This is a genomic window from Telluria sp. ZT3P25, assembly GCF_059685895.1.
In genome coordinates this window covers 1,034,572-1,052,375 of record NZ_JCASIJ010000001.1, presented here as the reverse complement: position 1 = coordinate 1,052,375, position 17,804 = coordinate 1,034,572, and the positions used below count along the sequence as shown (strand labels likewise).

Annotated in this window: 15 protein-coding genes; 7 read left to right on the top strand and 8 right to left on the bottom strand. The window is 62.3% G+C overall.

Features of this window, described 5'->3' with window-relative positions:
• Nucleotides 1-69 precede the first annotated feature (69 nt).
• Nucleotides 70-906, bottom strand: coding sequence for a branched-chain amino acid aminotransferase (locus AC56LY_RS04620; RefSeq protein WP_499576939.1), 837 nt, complete (start codon nt 904-906; stop codon nt 70-72).
• Nucleotides 907-1,101: 195 nt separating this feature from the next.
• Between AC56LY_RS04620 and AC56LY_RS04615 the strand changes: the two genes are divergently transcribed.
• Together AC56LY_RS04615 and cls are read left to right on the top strand one after the other, a co-directional pair.
• The gene (locus AC56LY_RS04615; protein ID WP_499576938.1) at nt 1,102-3,309 is read left to right on the top strand and encodes a site-specific recombinase; all 2,208 of its coding nucleotides are present in this window, start codon (nt 1,102-1,104) and stop codon (nt 3,307-3,309) included.
• Nucleotides 3,306-4,694 (top strand): cardiolipin synthase, encoded by a 1,389-nt coding sequence (gene cls, locus AC56LY_RS04610; RefSeq protein WP_499576937.1) that lies wholly within the window; start codon nt 3,306-3,308, stop codon nt 4,692-4,694. The genes AC56LY_RS04615 and cls overlap by 4 nt, the downstream gene beginning before the upstream one ends.
• A 15-nt stretch (nt 4,695-4,709) precedes the next feature.
• On the opposite strand, the gene AC56LY_RS04605 is transcribed toward cls, so the two are convergent.
• Together AC56LY_RS04605 and AC56LY_RS04600 are read right to left on the bottom strand one after the other, a co-directional pair.
• On the bottom strand, nt 4,710-5,546 hold the full coding sequence (locus tag AC56LY_RS04605; RefSeq protein WP_499576936.1) for a metallophosphoesterase family protein: 837 nt from the start codon (nt 5,544-5,546) through the stop codon (nt 4,710-4,712).
• Between the two features lie 11 nt (nt 5,547-5,557).
• Nucleotides 5,558-6,307 carry a phosphatase PAP2 family protein gene (locus AC56LY_RS04600; RefSeq protein WP_499576934.1) on the bottom strand — a complete coding sequence of 250 codons (750 nt, stop codon included), beginning with the start codon at nt 6,305-6,307 and terminating at the stop codon, nt 5,558-5,560.
• Nucleotides 6,308-6,447: 140 nt separating this feature from the next.
• Between AC56LY_RS04600 and AC56LY_RS04595 the strand changes: the two genes are divergently transcribed.
• The 3 genes from AC56LY_RS04595 to AC56LY_RS04585 all read left to right on the top strand — a co-directional run bounded on the left by AC56LY_RS04595 (nt 6,448) and on the right by AC56LY_RS04585 (nt 9,047).
• Nucleotides 6,448-6,660 (top strand): hypothetical protein, encoded by a 213-nt coding sequence (locus tag AC56LY_RS04595; RefSeq protein ID WP_482898161.1) that lies wholly within the window; start codon nt 6,448-6,450, stop codon nt 6,658-6,660.
• A 109-nt stretch (nt 6,661-6,769) separates the two neighbouring features.
• Nucleotides 6,770-7,771 carry a sulfate ABC transporter substrate-binding protein gene (locus AC56LY_RS04590; RefSeq protein ID WP_499576931.1) on the top strand — a complete coding sequence of 334 codons (1,002 nt, stop codon included), beginning with the start codon at nt 6,770-6,772 and terminating at the stop codon, nt 7,769-7,771.
• A 253-nt stretch (nt 7,772-8,024) separates the two neighbouring features.
• Entirely contained in the window at nt 8,025-9,047 is a 1,023-nt protein-coding gene (locus tag AC56LY_RS04585) for an SDR family oxidoreductase (RefSeq protein ID WP_499576928.1), read from the top strand.
• Here AC56LY_RS04585 and AC56LY_RS04580 read toward each other — a convergent pair.
• The 4 genes from AC56LY_RS04580 to AC56LY_RS04565 form a co-directional block, all read right to left on the bottom strand.
• On the bottom strand, nt 9,009-9,443 hold the full coding sequence (locus AC56LY_RS04580; RefSeq protein WP_499576926.1) for a hypothetical protein: 435 nt from the start codon (nt 9,441-9,443) through the stop codon (nt 9,009-9,011). The two genes, AC56LY_RS04585 and AC56LY_RS04580, sit on opposite strands and share 39 nt — an antisense overlap.
• 98 nt (nt 9,444-9,541) lie before the next feature.
• Nucleotides 9,542-10,519 carry a porin gene (locus AC56LY_RS04575; protein WP_499576924.1) on the bottom strand — a complete coding sequence of 326 codons (978 nt, stop codon included), beginning with the start codon at nt 10,517-10,519 and terminating at the stop codon, nt 9,542-9,544.
• Nucleotides 10,520-10,638: 119 nt separating this feature from the next.
• Nucleotides 10,639-11,370, bottom strand: coding sequence for a helix-turn-helix domain-containing protein (locus AC56LY_RS04570; protein WP_499576923.1), 732 nt, complete (start codon nt 11,368-11,370; stop codon nt 10,639-10,641).
• Between the two features lie 55 nt (nt 11,371-11,425).
• Nucleotides 11,426-13,084 (bottom strand): diguanylate cyclase domain-containing protein, encoded by a 1,659-nt coding sequence (locus AC56LY_RS04565; protein WP_499576921.1) that lies wholly within the window; start codon nt 13,082-13,084, stop codon nt 11,426-11,428.
• A gap of 306 nt (nt 13,085-13,390) precedes the next feature.
• Between AC56LY_RS04565 and AC56LY_RS04560 the strand changes: the two genes are divergently transcribed.
• On the top strand, nt 13,391-14,839 hold the full coding sequence (locus AC56LY_RS04560) for a carboxylesterase/lipase family protein (protein WP_499576919.1): 1,449 nt from the start codon (nt 13,391-13,393) through the stop codon (nt 14,837-14,839).
• Between the two features lie 30 nt (nt 14,840-14,869).
• On the opposite strand, the gene AC56LY_RS04555 is transcribed toward AC56LY_RS04560, so the two are convergent.
• Complete coding sequence (locus AC56LY_RS04555) at nt 14,870-16,513, bottom strand: methyl-accepting chemotaxis protein (protein ID WP_499576917.1); 1,644 nt, start codon at nt 16,511-16,513, stop codon at nt 14,870-14,872.
• 540 nt (nt 16,514-17,053) lie between these two features.
• Here AC56LY_RS04555 and AC56LY_RS04550 point away from each other — a divergent pair.
• Entirely contained in the window at nt 17,054-17,656 is a 603-nt protein-coding gene (locus AC56LY_RS04550; RefSeq protein ID WP_499576916.1) for a PEP-CTERM sorting domain-containing protein, read from the top strand.
• The last annotated feature ends 148 nt before the right edge of the window (nt 17,657-17,804 follow it).

Below are 17,804 nucleotides of genomic sequence, written 5' to 3'. Positions count from 1 at the left end.
TCGCCACGTTCGCCAGTAATACAAAAGGCCGGCATTTGCCGGCCTTTTGTATTGGGATGCCAGGACCGTTCATGCGGCCTGTGTGAACGCCAGGTACAGCTCACGTGCCTGCTGCGCCACCGGCCCGGCTTCCAGCACATGGTCTTCATAGCGCGTGCATGGCGTGACCTTGCCATAGTTACCGGTGCTAAAGATCTCGCGCGCCGTGCGCAGTTCGGCCTCATCGACCGTGCGTTCTTCGACATCAATACCGACGCCAGCCAGCAGCGCCATCACGCGCGCCCGTGTGATCCCGGCCAGGAAGGTACCGTTCAACTTTGGCGTGACCACCTTGCCGTCCGCAGTAACCAGAAACAGATTCGAGGCTGCAAACTCGGCGACGTGGCCTTCGCCATCGAGCATGATCGCCTGCTCGAAACCGCGCGCCTTCACTTCGCGCATGGCGCGGGTCGAATTGGCATACAGCGCCGAGGCCTTGGCGTCGGTCGGTGCCATGCTCGGCTGCGGACGACGCATCGTCGACAGGCCGGCCGAAAAGCCCACGAATGGCGGCAGCGGTGCATCGAACAGCGTCAGCGCAAACTGGCTCTTTTCGGCCACCGGAATCAAAAAGCCTTCCGTACCGAACACGAGCGGACGCACATACAGCTCGGCATCGGGCGCAAATTTTGCCACGCCTTCGCGTACCAGCGCTTCCATCTCGTCCACGCTCAACGGGCATGCCAGGCCCAGCTTCTCGGCCGAGGTGATGACGCGCTCGAGGTGCGGCCGCAGGTCGGGCAGCTTGCCTGCCAGCGAACGCGCGCCATCGAACACGGATGAGCCGAGCCACAGGCTGTGATCCATTGCGCCGTACAGGGGCACATTGCCTTCGGCCCACTGGCCGTTGAAATAGGTGAGGTACATGGTTTCTTTCGTGACTGGGACATTGCAGATCGGGGCCAGTGTAGCGGGACTGTCCGGCCCGCGTCCAGTCGCCGGCGCCAGGATGCGGGCGCTGAACCTTGCCGCAGGATACTTCCACGAGGTTACTGTTCGTTGCCACACCATATTGGCCCGGGTCCTCGCGTACACTGACGCTTTTCTGTACAGATTTTTTTCATGCTCGCAACACTTGAACGGATTGATCCCCACAGCGACAAGATCGACCTGCTGGTCGAGCTCGTCTGCCATTTGCGCCCGCGTCAGCGCTGGGTATGGCAAACGGCCGATGACCCGGCGCAGGCCGTGCGCACGCTGACCCAGCTCCTCAAGGGAAATCCCGACCAGGCATGGGCACTACGCCGCTACATCACCACGCTGCTCGAAAAACGCCGGCACACCAGCCTGTACAGCGACATCGGCATCCTGTCGAACGATGGTTTTGTCACCGAACTGAAAAGCCGCATCACGTACCGCTTCCTGCCGCCTGCGCTGGAAGACCTGTACCTGTCCGATGCGCTCGACCAGGTGTTGTACCGCCAGGACGATTACGCCTGGATCCGCGCGGTGCCCGACACCGACTGGATGACCCTCTTCCACGTGATCGAAAGCGCCCCGGTGCCGGCGGACGCGAATCCCGGCCGCGCGCGCGTGGTCACGCTCAAGGGTCTGCTCGATGCGATCCGCACGCTGTCGTGCCGCGTCTGCGCGCTGGGCCTGGAGCCACGCCTCGTGCACAGCTACAGCCAGATCGAGAACTTCGATTCGCCGTTTCTGATGCAGAACATCGAGGTCAACCGTTACCTCGATGAATACGCACGCTACCTGAACGGCGACATTGCGCGCCCGGACGATGCACGCCACCTGCTCGTGATGCTCGACCAGTGCGAAGACGTCGTGCTCAAGATCCGGCGCCTGGCACTGAGCAGCGGCACCAGCATCGCGCTGACCTATCTGCTGGTCGCGCTGCAGCAAAGTATCGATCGCCTGCAAAAACTGCTGTTCCTGGTGGATGTGCCAGAGGTTGCGTCGACCGACGACACGCAGGTCGACCCGTCGGCCGCGACCCAGGGGGTGCTGAGCGCCATGAGCGCGACGGCAACGCCGCCGCAGGCAGCGGCCGTGACGGCGCCTGCCACAACGGTTGCCCCACAGGGCAGTGTCGCCGTCATCACCGACCAGCCAGCGCCCGAACTGGGGCCGCGCGAGCGCGCCGTGATCGAGCTGGCCGAGGAACTGATCGAGGCGCACAACACCAAGTACCAGGTGACGAACCTGGTGCGCGACAACGTCGACCTGCTGGCGCGCAATGTCACCGAAAACGCCAGCCGCACCGGCGAGCATTACATTGCCGAAGACCGCAAGGGCTTGCGCAAGATGCTCTGGTCGTCGTCCGGCGCCGGCTTCATCGTCGGCTTCATGGCGCTGCTCAAGATCCTGCTGGGCTATCTGCACTCGCCGCCGCTGGTCCAGGCGTTTTTGTTCAGCATGAATTACTCGTTCGGCTTCGTGCTGATCCACATGCTGCACTTTACTGTCGCCACCAAGCAGCCGGCCATGACGGCCCAGCGCATCGCCGCATCACTGCACCGCTCGGCAACAGGCCGTGGCCTGGACGTCGACCGGCTCGCAGAACTCGTCAATAAAGTGTTCCGCACCCAGATGGTGGCGGTGCTCGGCAACGTGCTGGTCGCGTTCCCGGTCGCCTGGGCCATTGCCGAAGGCGTGCGCTGGTACCGGGGCGAGCATCTGGTCGACCCGATCAAGGCGCTGCACCTGCTCAACGAAATCGATCCCGTCAACAGTCCGGCCCTGTTCTATGCAGCAGTGGCCGGCGTCTGGCTGTTCGTGGCCGGCCTGGTATCGGGTTACTACGACAACAAGGCGCTGTACACCCGCATGGGCCAGCGCGTGCAGCAATTGCGCGGCCTGCGCACGCTGCTGGGTCCGGCGCGGCTGGCGCGCCTGGGCGCGTATGTCGAGAACAACCTCGGCGGTCTGATGGGTAACTTCTTCTTCGGTATTCTGCTCGGCACCACCGGCACCGTCGGCTTCCTGCTGGGCCTGCCGATCGATATCCGTCACATCACGTTCTCGGCCGCCAATTTCGCGACCGCGCTGGTGGCGCTCGACTACCAGATGACCGTACCTCAGATCATCAACGCCACGGCCGGCGTGCTGCTGATCGGCACGGTCAACCTCTTGGTCAGCTTCGGCCTGGCGCTCTGGGTTGCCCTGCGCGCACGCAAGATCCGTTTCAAGCGCGGCATCCTGCTGGTGCAGGCACTGGGCCGCCGCTTTGCCTATTCTCCGGTCGAGTTCTTCCTCGGCCCCAAGCACCGCCAACTGGCGCCCCCCGACTCCGACCCTGCACGAGGACCAAAATGATCACGAAGCGCTTCGCCACCTGGTGTGCCATCGCCGCTCTCGCCTGCGCGGTGACCGCATGCAAGACACTGCCCGATGCGAGCACCATGACCGGCGGGCCTTCGCAGTCCACGCCGACGGTCACGAACCAGCACGGCGAGCTCAAGCAGAAACAGGCGGCGGCGCTGCTCAAGCGGCGTTGGGCGCGCGCGTCCGCTGACCTCAAGGGGCTGGCGGTGCTGGAAGAACAGGCCACCGGCGTGCCCATGATCGCCGGCAATGCCGTCACGCTGCTGTTCGATGGTCCGGCGACGATGCGCGCGATGATGGAAGCGGCGCGCGGGGCGAAGACATCGATCAATCTGGAAACGTATATCTTCGATCATGACGAGATCGGTGGGCAGTTTGCCGAGATCCTGATGGAAAAACGGCGCCAGGGCGTGGTCGTCAATGTCATGGTCGACGGGGTCGGAACGCTGTCCACCCCGAAGGAGTTCTTCGACCGCCTGCGCCAGGCCGGCGTCAATGTGCTGGTTTTCAATCCGGTGGATCCGACCAAGCGGCCCGGCAAATGGGCGCTGAACAACCGCGATCACCGCAAGATCATGATTGTCGATGGCCTCGTGGCCTTCACTGGTGGCATCAATATCAGCAGCACGTACGCCAACAGCTCGCTGTTTCGCTCCAAGAAACGACCGGACGACATCAGCAAGGATAAGGTCGGCTGGCGCGACACGCACATCAAGATCGAAGGGCCTGCCGCTGGGGCGCTGCAATGGGCGTTCATCGACAACTGGGTACACCAGGACGCGGGTGAGTTGCCCGAAATTGATTACTTCCCAAAACTGGCGCCGGCAGGCGACAAGGTCGTGCGCGTGCTGGCCACGTCGCCGGACCACGATTCGACGATTTACAAATCCCTGGTCGTCGCCATCGGCGAATCGAAGAAATCGATTCATCTGACGGCCGCATACTTCGTGCCGGACCGCCAGATCGTCGACAGCCTGATTGCCGCTGCCAGACGCGGCGTGGATGTGCAGCTTGTGCTGCCGGGCGTGTCGGATCACGGCTTCATCCGGCATGCGGGCGAGTCGTTCTATGAAGAGCTGCTCGAGGGCGGCGTGCGCATCCACCAGTTGCAGGTAGCCGTATTGCATGCCAAGACCACGGTGATCGACGGGATGTGGTCGTCGATCGGCTCGGCCAATATCGACCGCCGCAGCTTCATCCACAACTACGAAGTCAATGTGGTGGTGCTGGACCCGGCTTTCGGGCGCGACATGGAAGCCGCGTTCCGGGACGACGTGGTCCACTCGAAGGAAATCAAGCTCGACGCCTGGAAGCGGCGGCCATGGTCGGACCGCCTGCGTGAAGCGATGGCGCGCCTGACCGAATACTGGATCTGAGCGCCGGGCGGCGCGTCAGAGTCCCGCTGCCAGCATGCCGTCGGTGTGCGGGGCCCAGACGCTGCCCGCCTGCATGAACTTTTCGGTCGTGATCACTTCAAACTTGCCGCCCACGGCATCCCAGCCATAGCGGTCGATCTCGACCCGATGTGCATCGACCCGCACGACATTGAACGAGTTCACTTCGCCGCGCCCGCGCGTCGACGTGGCCGTGCCGGCCTGGATCACCAGCGCTGCATACGCATCGATCTGATACCGCGCCGCCGTGCTGCCGGCGTGGCTGGCATGCATGTGGCCGGCCATCAGGATATCCACGCCCGTCTCGGCAAACACTTCCATCGCGAGCGGCGCACGCACGACCAGGTCGCGCTTTTCGAAATGATCGGGCAAATCGAACGGATGGTGCGTGACCACGATGCGCGTGATGTCCGGGGCGAGGCCACTCAGGCGCTCGCGCAGCCCGGCGATCTGTTCGTGGCTGACGCGCCCGTCCTTGATCGTCAGCGAGCGCGCGGTGTTGAGGCCCACGACGGCGATCTCGTCATCGATGAACACCGGCTCGAGATCGTCTGTAATGTAGCGGCGGTAGCGCGACAAGGGCCGGGCGAAACGGCGCAGCACGTTGTACAGCGAGATATCGTGATTGCCCGGCACGACGATCTGCGGCCCCGGCAGCGAATCGAGAAACGCGCGCGCTTCTTCGAATTCTTCCACCTTGGCGCGCTGGGTCAGGTCGCCCGAAATGACGACGACGTCGGCCGCGATCGCATGTACGAGCTCGCGCAGCGGGCCCAGCAGGGCCTGGTCGACGCGGCCGAAGTGCAGGTCGGACAGGTGAATGAGAGTGCGCATCGAAAAACTCCTTACATGTCTTGGGGTGAAGCCGTGCCGGACTGGCGCCGCTCGCGGGCACGGCGGCGGCGGTTGAGGGTGGCGGTGCCGCTGATGCAGATCGCGAGCCAGCCGCAGCCTTCCACCAGCGCAGCGAGAATGTCGGTGAGATAGTGCGCGCCGAGATACATGCGCGAGAACGCCACGGCGCCGATCATCAGGGCCGCAAGCACGAACGGCAGCACCCTGCCCGGCCAGGTCCGGGCGTGGCGCGCGAAGTAACAGGCCAGCACGCCGTACAGCACGGTGGCGGCCATCGTATGCCCGCTCGGGAAACTGTAGGTGGTCAAGGTGACGATCGGCTCGTCGAAGTGCGGCCGCACGCGCTCGAACGTGTGCTTGAGCGCGACATTGAGCAGCATGCCGCCCGGCACGCAGGCGATCACCGCCATTGTCCAGTAACGATGGCCGCTGCGATACAGCCACAGTGCCGCGCAGAAGGCCATCACGAGGATGCCGGGCGTGCTGTGCAGGTTTGTGAGAAGCAGCAGCGCATCGCGCAGCAGGCCGCCCTGGCGTGCATGCAGATGCAGCCAGTTGGCGATCTCGGCATCGAATTGCGTGATCGGCGCACCGGCCACGACGGCGCCGGCCAGCTGGGCAAACACCGCCATGGCAGCGAGCAACAGCGCCACGCCAATGGTCAGGTGCAGCCCATACTCGCCTTCCGGCGAGAAACGGTTGGCGGCAAAGCGCTGGAGTCGGGGCAGTGTTTTGGTCATGATGACGCGATTATGACTGACTTGGCGAAAATACCACACACGGCAAAAAGTACTGTATGCCCGAACAGTAACTGTTGATTCATACAGTGGTTGTGGTATTCTTACTTCACTGCATAACCACTCGATACGAGGAAACGAACATGACCACGCTCAACAGCTCTTTTGGTATGGAACACGCCCCGACCCCTTTCATGGTCCGCATTGGCCGTCGTGAAATCCTGGTAACCCGTGACTTCCGCAAGCGTTTCTACGCCGTGAATCCGGTCATGGAGTGCGATACCGGTGTCGAGGCTGGCCATGTCGAAATCCTGCTGTTCCGCCGCTGGCTGGTCATCCTGTCGAAGGCGCACTGATCTTCGCCAGTGCCGGCGCAGAAACCGCATAAGGTTGCTTGAAATTATTCGTTTTGTTTCTACAGGCAGAGACCGTACGCTACCGTCTCCAACCTAGAGAAAGATAACAATGCTTCGCAAAACCTTCATCAGCTCGCTGGCAGCCCTGACCCTTCTGGCGCAAGCGCCCGCTTTTGCTGCCGACATCAGCCTGCTCAACGTGTCTTATGATCCGACACGCGAGCTGTACCACGAGTTCGACGCGGCATTTGCCAAGCACTGGAAAGCAAAAACCGGCGACAACGTCACGATCAAGCAGTCGCACGGCGGCTCGGGCAAGCAGGCGCGCTCGGTGATCGACGGCCTGCAGGCCGACGTCGTCACCCTCGCACTGGCGTACGACATCGACGCCATCCGCGACAAGGGCCTGATCAATCCGGGCTGGGAAAAAAAACTGAATTACCGCAGCGCGCCGTACACGTCGACCATCGTGTTCCTGGTGCGTAAGGGCAATCCGAAACAGATCCGCGATTGGGGCGACCTCGTCAAGCCGGGTGTGTCGGTGATCACCCCGAATCCGAAGACCTCAGGCGGCGCGCGCTGGAACCACCTGGCCGCCTACGGCTACGCACTGCGCCAGCCGGGTGGCACCGATGCCAAGGCACGCGACTATCTGGCGCGCCTGTACAAGAACGTGCCGGTACTCGACTCGGGCGCCCGCGGCGCCACCACCACGTTCGTCGAGCGCGGCATTGGCGACGTGCTGCTGGCCTGGGAAAACGAAGCGCTGCTGGCGCTGCGCGAACTGGGCCCGGACAAGTTCGAGATCGTTGCCCCGTCGGTCAGCATCCTGGCCGAGCCGCCGGTGGCCGTGGTCGACAAGAACGTCGACAAGCGCGGCACCCGTCCGGTGGCGCAGGCCTATCTTGAGTTCCTGTACGGCGACCAGGGCCAGGAAATCGTCGCCAAGAACTATTACCGTCCGTCGGTCGACAAGTTCGCCAAGAAATACGCGTCGCAGTTCCCGCAGATCAAGCTGTTCCAGATCAGCGATTTTGGCGGCTGGACCGCAGCACAAAAAACCCACTTTGCCGATGGTGGCGTGTTCGACCAGATCTACGCGAAGAAATAACTGATAGCAACTGCACGCGCCTGCCTCGGCGCAGTGTGCATGTAACGCCGTTCCCGCATCCTGTGGGCACGGCGTTTTTTTGTCCTGTGCTCTCGCGCCGGAACGATCGCGTCACCCGCGCGCCACGATTTCGCTTGAAATATCACTATCAGATACGAAGTGATCATTTCACTAACTTATGGCTTGCCCCCGGCTCACGACGTGCATACGGGGGACGCCCTTCCCGCCAACATCAGAGCAAAAAGGATCACCCATGTCAGTCAATCTGAAACACATCAAGGAACAAGTTATCGTCATCACCGGCGCCACCAGCGGCATCGGCCTGTCCACGGCGCGCATGGCGGCCGGGCAAGGCGCCAAGCTGGTACTGGCAGCACGCGCCGACGACGCCCTCGCCCATCTGGCCGAAGAACTCGGGTCGCTGGGCGCCGAGGTCGTCACCGTCACGGCAGACGTGGGCAATGCCGACGACGTGACGCGCATTGGCGACGCCGCCATCGAGCGTTTCGGCCGCATCGATACCTGGATCAACAATGCCGGCATCTCGATCTTCGGTCGCCTGGAAGATGTCGCGCCAGAAGACCACCACCGCCTGTTCCAGACCAACTTCTGGGGTGTGGTCAATGGTTCGCTGGAAGCGGTCAAGCGCATGAAGCTACGTGGCGGCGGCGCGCTGATCAACCTGGGCAGCGAGCTGTCGGACCATGCGATCCCGTTGCAAGGCATGTACGCGGCGTCCAAGCATGCCGTCAAGGGCTTCACGGATTCGCTGCGCATGGAGCTTGAAAAAGAAGGGGCGCCGATGTCAGTCACCCTGATCAAGCCGACCGGGATCGACACGATGTTTGCCGTGCATGCGAAGAACTATATGGACAAGGAACCGAAGCTGCCAGCGCCTGTGTATGCGCCGGAGATTGTTGCGGATGCGATCCTGTATGCGGCCCAGCACCCAAAGCGCGACGTGTTTGTCGGCGGGGCGTCGAAGTTCAACGCAACCGGTGCGCGCCTGCTGCCACGCGTGTTCGACAAATATCTGCAAGCGACGATGTTCAAGAATCAAAAGCTCGACATCGATACCGATCCGAGCCGGCGCGACGCATTGCACAAGCCTGATTACACGCGTGAATTGCGCGAGCGCCAGGGTTCGCCGCACGATGTGATCGAACACAGCGAATACACGGCGGCAGCGCTGCGCTCGAAGTACATCACCACCGCCCTGCTGGGCGGCGGCGCCGTGTTAGCGGCTTTCGCCCTGACCCGGCGGAAGACTCGTTAAAAAGTCGGTGTCATCCTCGGTCAGTGGCAGATCGGGGATGGACTCGATGCGGTCGGTATCGATGTCGGCGCCATCCCTGACGACGGCATCGCGGCCGGCAGCGGCGCGTTCGCCGGTACCGCTGCGATCGCTGTCACCCGAGAAATCGGCGTCGCCGACATCCGGCCCGGCCGTCTCGCCCGCGTGACCGGCTTCGAGGTCGGACGTGGTGCCGCCGTCGAAATCAAGCGTCTGTTCCGGATCGATATTGGCGGCAAAGCCAGGACCGCCGACGACGTCGCTGCCGGTGTCCGACAAGTCGCTCGGACCGAGCGCGTCAACGCCATGGCCCTTGCCCAGACTGCGGTCTGGGGCTTCCGGGAAGTTATCCGGATCAAGTGTGCTGGTACCAGTCATAAGGTCTCCTCAATAGTTAATGAACCATGGAGACACATTACTGAATTTTGCCGATTCCTGTCGCAACGCACGGACCGCGCGCCCGCGGCTGCCAGGCATCAGAAGGCGCGGCGCATCCCGACATTGAGCGACGAACCATTGCCCGGCTTGACACCGAGCTCCACGCCGGCCAGGTGCTGGATGCGCGAATAGGCTGCGTAGAAATCCATGCGGCGCGAAACCGCGTAACTGGCGCCGACGGCAATCTGGCGCGCATCGCGATTGCCCAGATCGCGGTCGTTGCGGCGGATGTACGAGGCCAGCAGCGTGGTCGAGTGGGACATGGGCACGGCCACACCGGCCAGCACGTCACGGCTATTGGTCGAGCGGGTGGCGGCCACGCCGGCGCTGTAGGGATTGTCGGGATTGAACAGCGGCGAGCTGCCCCAGCCACGGCTGGCACTGTAGGCAGCGTACGCGGTGCCCCAGTCGAAGCGCATATTGGCCGCGACGATGGAGTTCTTGGCAGCCATCGTGATGTCCACCTGGTCGTAGCGCGTAACCTTGGCCACGTTGCGATTCTGGTGCGCCGCGCGGATATTCAGCGGCCCGAGATTGACGCCGACCGACATGCCCCAGGCGCGGCCCGACGGCGATCCGTCGACGTCGCCCTTGCCCCACTTGGCGCCCGTCGACAAACCAGCAAATCTGCCCTCGTAGGCAACGCTGTCGTCGGCGCGTGCGCCGCGCGGCGCTGCCTGGGCGGACAGGCCGCCATGGAAGGGATCGCCCACGTCATTGAGCGTCGTGTAATCGATGTTGAATTGCCGGCCAACGATGACCGTGCCTGCGCCGATGCGTCCGGCGGTTTGCTGGGGTTCGGCGGCAGTTTCATGGGTGAAGATGGCGTTGCCGGCCGGCGCATTCACGCCGTCGGCGCGTGCGGGCAGCTGCAGCTGGGCCAGGCAATCGTGCGCGCATACGGATTCGGGCATCGCAACGCGGTCGGCGCCGCCTGCAGCGGATGCCGAATCCTGCGCCGAAGCACATACCGCACTTGATCCCAGCACGGCCATAGCGATGAAAGACATTTTCATGGCGTCACACTCTCCCTGACACCTACTATCCGACAAATCCGGCGATCTTATCTGTCTAGTACTTCACATAACTGACCGCTTCCGACCGTCATGGCCCAGCACGTGCAACCCATCATACGCTACCGGCGCAGGCCCGCAAAGGCTGCCGGCTCCCACTCGCGCAAGGCGATCAACAAACCGGTGCCGCGACGCTGGGCGAGCGGCGCGGCCAGGCTTTCGTCGTGCAATTGCGCAAAGCGGCTGCGTAACTGGCGCAGCTCCTGCTGCAGCCTGGCACGTGCGCTTTCGGTCAGCATCCCATGGGCAAAGTCGAGCGACTCGCCCACGCCGCCGAACTCGCCAGCCACGAATTCCGGCAAACCCTGCTCGCGGAAATACGCCCGGATCGGGCCATCCGGTAACCAGTCGAAATCGCGCGCCACGTTCACGCGGATGCGGTTGCCGGGCAGCAGAGAAATCAGTTGCAGGCGGTCGAGATGAAGCAGGTGCTGGATGCACTGCGCTTCGCTCAGGGCATAGGCGCCGAGGATATCGAGCATGCGCCAGTGGTTCAGCGCGCAGACGGCGACCAGCAACAGTTTCGGGTCGGACACCAGTTCGGCTTCCTGCTCGGCGCAGAGCGTGCGCAGGCGGCATTGGCCATTCTGCGCTTCCTGCGTGATCTCGGCCAGGGTAAAGCCGAGCAGGCTGCAGATTTCGACGATCCGGTCGAGCGTAAATTGCTCGCTGGCGAACAGACGCTTGACGCTCGGCTCGGACAAACCGAGTGCGACGGCAACGTCACGGTAGGTCAGCCCCTGCAGCTTCAACTGACGCTTGATGGTGGCGATGATCTGGCTGATTTGGGTCATGGGAGGTACTGGCAATCGCAAAGAAACACGTGGGGCGTGCAGGCCAGTAAGCGCCTCACACGGGTACGGCAGCCAGGGCCACCGCATTCTTGCCGCCGCGCTTGGCGGCGTACATGGCATGGTCGGCGCGTGCCAGCCAGGCATCGAGATCGGGCTTGTCGCCCGGCGCAAAGACTGCAACGCCGATACTGGCGCCGACGGTCACTTCGGTGGTGCTGAGGTGGTATGGCTCGCGCAGCCGGTCGAGGAGTTTCCAGGAGGTTTCCTCGGCATCGGTGCGCGAGGTCAGCATTTCAAGCACGACGACAAATTCGTCACCGGCCAGCCGCGCCACCATATCGGTCTTGCGGATCGCCCCGGCCAGGCGCGCGCCGAACTGGCGCAGCAGTTCGTCGCCTTCTTCGTGGCCATGGTTGTCGTTGACCGCCTTGAAGCCGTCCATGTCGATGAACAGCAGCGCCGCCGGGCGCCCGCCCCGGCTGGCGCGCCCCATCGCCTCGGGCAAGGTCTCGAGCAGCGCGCGGCGGTTCGGCAAGCCGGTGAGCACGTCGCGCAGCAGCAGCGCCTGCAGTTCTGCCGTGCGCTGCGCCACCTTCGACTCCAGGTGCTCGTTCATCTGCTGCAGCGCGCGCCGGTAGTCCGCTTCGCTCTCGACCAGGTTGCGCATCGTGCGCGACAGCATATTGGCTTCGTAGAAGCCCTGGATGTGTGGAATGGCCGGCAATTCATGCCCGCCAGCGGTGGCCTCCGTCACCCGCTCGATCGCTTCGCCCAGCCGCGTCATCGGGCGCGCCAGGCGCTGCGCCAGCAACGCGGCGACCACGGCCAGCACTACACCCAGCAAAGCGCTCCACATCAGCATCCGGTGCTGCAGCAGCTTGGCGCTCTGCAAGGCCTTGTCCTCGTCCTGGCGCACCAGCACGGCCCAGTTCAGCGAGGCCGCGTTGCCGATTTGCCCGGTCTGGCTATAGCCGGTGAGATAGGTACGTCCATCCGGCCACGCTTCGCGCAGCGCGCCCGTGTCACCCAACCTGGCGCGGCGCAGGCTTTCCGTTGAAATCTTTTTCTCGATCAGTTCTTCCGGGCCAAGCATTACCGTCCCATCGTTGCGCACGACCAGGATCTCGGCGCCGTATTCGCGCAGCGCCGGGGTCAAGAGCTTGCGCGCCTGACGGCGTGCCCAGTCCCAGCTCAGGTGCAGGCCGAGCACGGCGAACATGTCGCCGTCCTGGCTGAAGACGGGGGTGGAGACATCGACGAAGCGCCATGGATCGGTACCGTGGGGCATGAGCTTCTCGAGCAACACGGCGGGATGGTAATCGGTGGCACGCACGCCCACCTGGCCAGCTTTGAACCACGGCCGGGCGCTGACGTCCGCGCCTTCGAGAAGTCCCTTGGTCGAGGACGTCACTTTGCCGTTGATATCGGCCAGGCCGATCCAGGCGTAATCAGGGAAGGTTTGCTGCAGGCTTTCCAGCGCAATGCGCGCCGACGCCGGACTGCGCGCGTTGCGCACTTGTGGCAAGGCAGCAAGGAGGCGCGCGTCGCCCGTGGCCTGCTCGACCACACGGTTCAGCGAATCGCGCATTTGCCACGACAACTGTTGCAGTCGCAACTGCGCTTCAGCATTGGCCTGACGCACCGCGAAATGGTTGACCACCGCCAGCAGCAGAGCGACCGTTAGTGTCACCGTGGCACACACAGCCAGGGTCATCAGGGTGGACAGTCGGAATCTACAGAGCAAACCTTGCATGTGCGGTCGTGGCAAACGTGTAATAACTCATCATGATAGCGCCGAAACCAGGAGTGAATCCGGATTGCTGTGGATGCGCCATGGAAATAAATTTCCAGGCTGCTATTTTGGATGAATTGCAACACTGTAACGGAGATTGGCAGGCCTGACCATCTTTACGCTGCAGTTGCCCCCGAAAGTCGGCTGCTCTCGGGTACTGCCGGTGCGCTGTCCCGTCGCGTACTATGATCCGACAACCGTTCAACCATCCGATCAAGAGGCCCGCTCATGTTGCATCGCTCCCTTCCACCCCTCCTTGCCATGTCGCTCGTCGTGGCCGCCTCTGGCTCGACCGCGTCGCCAGGCGCACCGGTGATCGCCATCGACACCGGCAACGTGGCAGGCTCGACCGATGCAGGCGTCACCAGCTGGAAAGGTATTCCGTTCGCCTCCCCGCCGGTGGGCACGCTGCGCTGGCGCCCGCCAGCACCTGTCAAGCCGTGGTCGGGTGTGCGGCAGGCCACCGCCTATGCCGCAGATTGCATGCAAGTGCCCTTCCCCAGCGACGCCGCGCCACTGGGCACGACACCCAGCGAAGACTGCCTGTACCTGAACGTCTGGAAGCCGTCTGATGCCAAGGGCGCACTTCCCGTGATCGTCTGGATCTATGGCGGCGGCTTCGTCAACGGCGGCGCATCGCCCCCGACCTATTCCGGCGCCGAATTGGCGAAACAGGGCGCGCTCGTGGTCAGCTTCAACTACCGCATCGGGCGTTTCGGCTTCTTCGCCCATCCGCAACTCACGCGCGAAGCCACTACCAGCGGCATCGTCGGCAACTACGGCTTCATGGACCAGATCGCGGCGCTGGAATGGGTCAAGCGCAATGTGGCGGCGTTCGGTGGCGATCCGGCCAATGTCACCATTGCCGGTGAATCGGCGGGCGGCATGTCCGTCAACACGCTGTTGACGTCGCCAATGAGCAAGGGCTTGTTCGCCAAGGCGGTCGTGATGTCAGGCGGCGATGGCGGCGCGGCGCCGACAACGCTGGCGGACGTCGAACGGATCGGCGTGAATTTTGCAACCAGCAAGGGCATCGCGGCGGACGACCCGAAAGCGCTCGACAAACTGCGGGCGCTGCCGGCAGACGCAATCGCCGACGGCTTGAACCTGGCCAACTTCATGCAGCGAGACAAGCCGACGTACCACGGGCCGTATGTCGACGGCAAGCTGGCCATCGACTCACGCGCTGCGTTTGCGAAGGGCCGCATGCACAAGGTGCCAGTGATGATCGGCGCCACCAGCGCAGATATCGGCGGCAAGACCGGGTATATGGTTGCCGGCGCACGCAGTCTGGCAGGAACGCTGGCCGGTCATGGCGCGCCCGTGTATGCGTACCGCTTTTCCTATGTGCATCAGGCGAACGACAAGCCGGGCGCCGGCGCCGGGCATGCAACGGATATCCCGTTCTTTTTCGATACGGTGGCGATCAAGTACGGCGCGCAAGCCACGCCCCGCGATCTTGGCGTGGGCAAGGCGATGAGTACGTACATGGTGAATTTCGCGAAGCGCGGGGATCCGAACGGGGCCGGGTTACCGGTGTGGGAACGCTATGCGCGTGCGGCCGACGCGATCATGGACTTCACCGCAGACGGCACCCCGGTGATGGGCAAGGATGCCTGGGGCGCCGACATCGATGGGGCGCAAACGACACCCGCCAAGCCTGGCGAGCGTCGCTGAACCGCCGCTTCTTCAACGGCGGGCGTTACATCAGGCCAGTTGAGCCTGGTAAGGAATGGCGCTGGCGTGGCGTGCAGTGACCGGCTTGGCCGGCGCTGACACGACGGCCGGCGCGATTTTGAACACGCTGACGCGATCGGCCAGACCGGCAGCGCTTTCCTGCAGCGACGTGGCAGCGCTGGCGGCTTCCTCGACGAGGGCGGCGTTCTGCTGCGTGACCTGGTCCATCTGGCTGATTGCCTGGTGAATCTGCTCGATGCCCGAGCTCTGCTCGGCGCTGGCGACACTGATTTCACCCATGATGCCCGCCACCCGGCGCACGCTCTGCACGATCTCTTCCATCGTTGCACCGGCCTGATCGACCAGGCGCGTGCCCGCATCCACCTTGCTGACCGAGTCGCCGATCAGTTCCTTGATTTCCTTGGCCGCACTGGCCGAACGCTGCGCCAGATTGCGCACCTCGCTCGCGACGACGGCAAAGCCACGACCCTGCTCCCCGGCACGCGCCGCTTCCACTGCCGCATTGAGCGCCAGGATATTGGTCTGGAACGCGATGCCATCGATAACGCCGATGATATCGACAATCTTGCGGGCCGACGCATTGATCTCGCCCATGGTACCCACGACTTCGGTCACGACCGTACCACCACGGGTGGCGATCTGCGTGGCCGATGCTGCCAGCTCATTGGCCTGACGCGCATTTTCTGCATTCTGGCGCACGGTGCTGGTCAGCTCTTCGACGGACGCGGCAGTCTCTTCAATTGCGCTGGCCTGCTGTTCGGTACGCGACGACAGGTCCATATTGCCGGCGGCGATCTGCGTCGATGCGGTGGCAATCACTTCACTTTCGCTGCGCACATCCTTGACGATACCGGCCAGCGATGCGGTCATGTCACGCAGAGCGGCCAGCAGCTGACCGAATTCGTTGGTCGACTTGACCGGCGCCTGGAGGCTGAGGTCGCCATCGGCGACACGGCGTGCAACCGCCACGGCTTGCATCAACGGCGCATTGATCGCACCGACCAGGTAGAACGCAGCGCCAACGCTGAGCAGGATGGCGACAACGATGGCGCCGATCACGACCGCGTTGAGCATGGCGAGTTCCTGATGCAGCTCCTGGCCCTGACGGACGTTGCGATCACTCATCAGCTTCTGCAATACAGCGAACGCTTCGGTCGACTTGTTGTACGTCGGGTTGATCTGTTTGCCGAGCATCAGATTGGCGTCATCCCACTGACCCGATTGAATCGCGCGCATGGCATTGCCGATCATGTCGATGCCCAGGTTGTCACTGGCCGTCATCCACGCAGCAAAACGCTCGCGCGTCTCGGGAAAGCGCAGACTCGCCTCCAGCTCCTGCTGCTCCTTGCGCATCTCTTCGCTGTTCTTGGCGATGAAGTCGCTGTGGAACGTCAGCGGATGGTTGTGCAGCGACGCATGCTTGTTTTCAGGATTGTGCTGCAGCGCCTGCAGGATGTGGCTGCGGTTCGTTTCCATGCGCATTTTCAGGTCGGACATGCCGATCTGCTGGTTGGCCGTGGTGAGCGCAAGGTTTTCGAGGAGGTCAACGGCGCGCTGCGTGGCGTGGTAGCCAAGGGCGCCGACGGTGATCACGGCAAGAATGAGCACGCCGATGACGGCGGCGATCAGGTGCTTGATGCTGAAGTTTTTCATGATGGATGGGAAGTGGGGGGCGATCGATGTCGCTGAGGGGATCGATTATCCACGCACTTCAGTCAGATTTCGAAATAGAAACATGGCTTTCCGTCTGACAATATTTACAGTTGTTTTTTGAGCAATGGGGTGTCCTTACCGCGCTCCAACAGTATTGAGATGGTGCGAAGGTGGCGCTTGGAACGCGGCCAGAAGCGGCTACCAGCTGTCTGGCAGACTATGACGATGGGATAGATATCCGCTACATCGACAGGCAATCTCGCGTTTATTTCCGTCGTCGCGGAAGAATGCTGCGGTACTGGAATAGTTGGGCCGAGGGTAGTGATCGGCTGATCGAACCTGTTCCAACATCTTACTGCTGGTGAAAAAAACTCTCGGAATGATTTTCCTGTCAATCACGTTGTTAACTGACGGTATTTCTTACACCCGCGCACAACTTTGAATAAACCGTTTTACAAGTGCATGATCTTTAATGAATTTATTGATTGGCACGGGAATTGCTAATTAAACTTCTCCGATACAACTCCACCTCAACTCAATATGATCAAATCAATCATCGCGCTGGCCGTAGGCGCCCTTTTCTCCTTCAATGCTTCGGCCGGATACGTGAAGTACGATCTGCAAGGACCTCTTTCTGGCTCCATCGTCCAGCATGATACGGACAAGTCGATTGCTTACTTCAATCTGGATTTGACAATTGATGGCGTGGGTCGTCCATTCAGAATGAATTTAAGTCCACAGCAGTCAGAGGGAACGACAAGAATCACTTACGCGACAACCTCATTCCGTGATCAAGGACCGACGAACTTTGGCATCTACAGTGACTTCGGAGCGGACCAGTATACAAATCTGGGCGTCACTTTTTCGCAAGCGTTTGACGGCGCATTCAGCTACGTTGCGAACTACACAAGCTCGATATTTTTCAACGAGGGGTTTCGGGACTTTGCTGGGCAGCACACTGGCTATGCTCACATTGGTGTGATGAACCCACAATTTGCAGCAGAGTTGGACGAGAACGGTGGTTACTATGAAACCCTGAATGGGGCGATCATTCCTGTATTTGTCCCAGAGCCGGGTAGTATGGCTCTCCTGGCCATAGGCGCGATCGGCTTGCTCAATATTCGCCGTAGTCGTCAAGCATAATCGATGACTGAGTCCCGTGCCTGGCGGCGCGGGCCTGCCGCCGCGATAGATTCGACATGACATCCTGATATCGTCAAACAACGCTTACATGACTTGCGTAGGAGACTTGCTTCCAGTCGCGGTGTTTTCTTGCAGCACCGCCAAGGGC